The following is a 4,230-nucleotide window of genomic DNA, read 5'->3' on the forward strand; positions in this document are numbered from 1 at the left end:
GGCCCCGCGCCGCCCGGGCGCCCCCGGTTTCTCCACCAGGCCGAGGACGCGCACGGCAGCGGCGTCGACGCGGTCGTGCGCCGCGTTGACGATGCTCTGCTTCTCGACCAGGGCCAGCGGCACGCAGAACACCGCGACCACCACCAGGACGACGCCCAGCAGCGAGTTGATCATCCTGCGCTTCACGCTGCGGAACGCCCCTGATCAGTTCTTCTCGAAGCGGAAGCCCACGCCGCGGACGGTGGCGATGTAGCGCGGGTTGGCCGCGTCGTCGCCGAGCTTCTTGCGCAGCCACGAGATGTGCATGTCGAGGGTCTTCGTCGACGTCCACCAGGTGGTGTCCCAGACCTGGCGCATGATCTCCTCGCGGGTGACCACCCGGCCGGCGTCCCGGACGAGGACCCGGAGCAGCTCGAACTCCTTGGCGGAGAGGGTGAGCTCCTCCTCGCCGAGCCAGGCGCGGTGCGACTCGATGTCGATCTTCACGCCGTGCGCGCCGGTGGTGAGCTGGTCGACGTTGCCGCGGCGCAGCAGCGCGCGGACCCGGGCGAGCAGCTCGGCCAGCCGGAACGGCTTGGTGACGTAGTCGTCGGCGCCGGCGTCCAGGCCGACCACGGTGTCCACCTCGTCGGCCCGGGCGGTGAGGACCAGGACGGGGCAGCTGCGGCCGTCGGCGCGCAGCCGCCGGCAGACCTCCAGCCCGTCCATCTCGGGCAGGCCGAGGTCGAGGACGATCAGGTCGACCTCCTCGGTGAGGCCGGCCGCCAGGGCGGCGGGGCCGTCGTCGCGGACGAGCACCTCGTAGCCCTCGCGGCGCAGCGCGCGGGCCAGCGGTTCGGAGATTGCCGGGTCGTCCTCGGCCAGCAGCACACAGGTCATGGGGGTGATGGTAGTCCGCCCTGATTGATCTCAGGAGGCTGTGAACTACTTCACAGCGGGGTGGATGCCCCCCGGGGTCCGACATGTACACATCTCCACAGGGTTTGACGGCCTCCCGCCGAAGATCCTGCCTTTTGATCTTCGCTTCGAAGGAACTTCTCCGGGAGTACCATGGAAATGCATGTCAAGGGGCGGCGGCACTTTACTCGGACAATACCGACGTCTACACATTTGTCATCCGATGTCATGGAATGACTGCCCGTACAGTGGTCCGGTCCCCGTCCGTCACCACCCCCCTCGACGGACGAAGTCAGGCAAGGAACCCACTACACATGGCGACTACCACCCTGGACGCCGGCGTCAGCCAGGCCCCCAACAGTGGCAAGACCTTCTTCGGGCACCCCCGAGGGCTCGCCACCCTCTTCATGACCGAGATGTGGGAGCGATTCAGCTTCTACGGCATGCGTGCCCTGCTGGTGCTCTACATGACGGCCGCCACCACCGACGGCGGCCTCGGCATGAAGATCGCAGTGGCTACCGCGGTCTACAGCGTCTACAACGCGATGGTCTACCTGCTCGCCCTGCCGGGCGGCTGGATCGCGGACCGCTTCCTGGGCGCCCGCAAGACCGTGGCGCTCGGCGGCGTGATCATCATGATCGGCCACTTCCTGCTGGCCGTCCCCGCCTCGTTCTCGTTCTTCGCGGGCCTCGGCTTCATCGCGCTGGGCTCCGGCCTGCTCAAGGCGAACATCTCCACGATGGTCGGCCACCTCTACGACGGGCCCAACGACCCGCGTCGCGACGGCGGCTTCACCATCTTCTACATGGGCATCAACCTCGGTGCCTTCGCCGCCCCGCTGGTCATCGGCACGGTCGGCCAGAGCGTCAACTGGCACCTGGGCTTCGCCCTCGCCGGCGTCGGCATGGCGCTCGGCCTCGGCCAGTACCTGCTCGGCACCCGCCACCTCAGCGCCCAGAGCAACGAGGTCAGCTCCCCGATCCCGGCCGCCGAGAAGCAGGCCATCCTGCGCAAGGCCGGCCTGTGGCTCGCCGCCGCGGCCGTCTTCTACGGCGTCGTCGCGCTGACCGGCCACTTCACCATCAACTGGGCGATCTGGCCGCTGTCGATCGCGGGCATCGCGATCCCGGTGTTCGTCTTCGCCAGGGTGAAGCGCGACAAGGACCTGGACCGCGCCGAGCAGTCCAAGATGAGCGGCTACATCTGGTTCTTCGTGGCCGCGGCCGTGTTCTGGATGATCTACGACCAGTCCGGCTCGACGCTGAACGTCTTCGCGCTGGACAACACCGCGTCCACGCTGTTCGGGTTCCACTTCCCGTCCAGCTGGTTCCAGTCGCTGAACCCGCTCTACATCATGGCGCTGGCCCCGGTCTTCGCCTGGCTCTGGGTGGCGCTCGCCCGCCGCGGCAAGAACCCCAGCACCACCATGAAGTTCGCCTTCGGTCTGCTGATGATCGGCGCGTCCTTCCTGGTCATGATGCTGGCGATGGCCGCCGCCTCCGGCGGCGTCAAGGTCACCCCGCTCTGGCTGGCCGTGGTCTACCTGGTCCAGACCGTCGGCGAGCTCACGCTCTCCCCGGTCGGCCTGTCGGTCACCACCAAGCTGGCCCCGGCCAAGTACGCCAGCCAGATGATGGGTGTCTGGTTCCTCGCGGTCACCGCCGGTGACTGCGTGGCGGCCATCTTCCAGCTGGCCCTCGGTGACGACGTGGTCGGCAGCACCGGCTACTTCGCCTTCCAGGGCGTGATGGCGATCGTCGCCGGCGTCGGCCTGGCGATGTACCGCCGCCGGGTCAACGCCCTCATGGGCGACGTGCACTGACCCGCGTCCGCGCGCTCACGGCGGCGGCCCGGTACGGACTCCCGTACCGGGCCGCCGCCGTTCGCCGTTCCGGGACCCGCCGGACGGCGGGGGTAGTGGCCCGGGGACCAGCCCAACGGCGGGTGGTGCGGCCCCTGCCCGGTTGGCAGGATGGGCGGCCTGGCCTGGGGGAACATCCGGGCGAGAGGTCAGCGGGAGGGCGTCACCACGCCCTCCGCGTGCGTCGGGCCCCGTCGGGGCCGCTCGGCGAAGCACAGGGCGCCGGCATCCGAGGGGGATGCCGGCGCCCTTGCGCGTTCCGGGCCGGTGCGGCCGGGGTCAGACCGCGCGGACTCCGGCGCGCCAGACCGCCGCGGTCAGCGGGACGCCCGGCCGGTAGGCCAGGTGGACGTGCGAGGGGGCGTCCAGCAGCAGCAGGTCCGCGCGGGCGCCGACGGTGACCGTGCCGACGTCGGTGCGGCGCAGCGCACGGGCGCCGGTGGCGGTGGCCGCGTGCACCGCCTCGTCCGGGGTCATGCCCATCTCGCGCACCGCGACCGCGATGCAGAACGCCATCGAGGTGGTGAAGCTGGAGCCCGGGTTGCAGTCGGTGGAGAGCGCCACGGCCGCGCCCGCGTCCAGCAGGCGGCGCGCGTCGGGGTAGGCGGCGCGGGTGGAGAACTCCGCGCCGGGCAGCAGCGTCGCCACCGTGTCGCTGCCGGCCAGGGCGGCCACGTCCTCGTCGGTCAGGTGGGTGCAGTGGTCGGCCGAGGCCGCGCCCAGCTCCACCGCGAGCTGCACGCCGGGGCCGTACGACAGCTGGTTGGCGTGCACCCGGGGCAGCAGCCCGCGCTTCGTGCCGGCCGTGAGCACGGCCCGGGCCTGGTCGCCGTCGAAGGCGCCCTGCTCGCAGAAGACGTCCACCCACTTGGCGTGCGGCGCGCAGGCGTCCAGCATCGGGCCGGTGACCAGGTCGACGTACCCGGCCGGGTCGCCGGCGAACTCGGGGGCGACCACGTGGGCGCCCAGGTAGGTCGTCTCGGGGGTGTGCCCGGCGGCGATCCGCAGCGCCCGGGCCTCGTCCTCGACGGTCAGGCCGTAGCCGGACTTGCACTCGATGGTGGTGGTGCCCTGGCGCAGCGCCTCGGCGACGAATCGGGCCACCCCGGCGTCCAGCTCCGCGTCGGTGGCGGCCCGGGTGGCCGCGACCGTGGTGCGGATGCCGCCGGCGGTGTAGGCCTGGCCGGACATCCGGGCGTTGAACTCGGCGGTGCGGTCGCCGGCGAACACCAGGTGCGCGTGCGAGTCGACGAAGCCGGGCAGCAGGGCCCGCCCGCCGGCGTCGTGGCGCTCGTCGGCCGCGGGCGCGGCCGAGGCCGGGCCCACCCAGGCGATCCGCTCGCCGTCCACCACCACGGCCGCGTCCGGCAGCAGCCCGAGCGGGCCGGCGCCGAGACCGGGGTCGTTGGTGACCAGGCTGCCGATGCCGGTGATCAGGAGGCTCACAGCGGGAGGACCTTTCGTTGGGGGG

Annotated in this window: 3 protein-coding genes and 1 pseudogene; 1 reads left to right on the forward strand and 3 read right to left on the reverse strand. The window is 71.5% G+C overall.

The genetic code is table 11. The features are described 5' to 3' along the window. Both ACFV0G_RS36140 and ACFV0G_RS36145 read right to left on the reverse strand, forming a co-directional pair. A pseudogene (locus ACFV0G_RS36140) lies at window positions 1-186 on the reverse strand (two-component sensor histidine kinase); the annotation flags it as partial. An 18-nt stretch (window positions 187-204) separates the two neighbouring features. Then, the gene (locus tag ACFV0G_RS36145) at window positions 205-879 is read right to left on the reverse strand and encodes a response regulator transcription factor (protein ID WP_380557071.1); all 675 of its coding nucleotides are present in this window, start codon (window positions 877-879) and stop codon (window positions 205-207) included. Between the two features lie 332 nt (window positions 880-1,211). On the opposite strand from ACFV0G_RS36145, the gene ACFV0G_RS36150 reads away from it, so the two are divergent. After that, on the forward strand, window positions 1,212-2,720 hold the full coding sequence (locus tag ACFV0G_RS36150) for a peptide MFS transporter (RefSeq protein ID WP_380557073.1): 1,509 nt from the start codon (window positions 1,212-1,214) through the stop codon (window positions 2,718-2,720). A gap of 318 nt (window positions 2,721-3,038) precedes the next feature. Here ACFV0G_RS36150 and hutI read toward each other — a convergent pair whose 3' ends face one another. Then, window positions 3,039-4,205: an imidazolonepropionase gene (gene hutI / locus ACFV0G_RS36155; protein WP_380557075.1), complete on the reverse strand. Its 1,167-nt coding sequence runs from the start codon at window positions 4,203-4,205 to the stop codon at window positions 3,039-3,041. Window positions 4,206-4,230: the final 25 nt, after the last annotated feature.

The organism is Kitasatospora sp. NPDC059571, from assembly GCF_042735675.1.
GTDB lineage: Bacteria > Actinomycetota > Actinomycetes > Streptomycetales > Streptomycetaceae > Kitasatospora.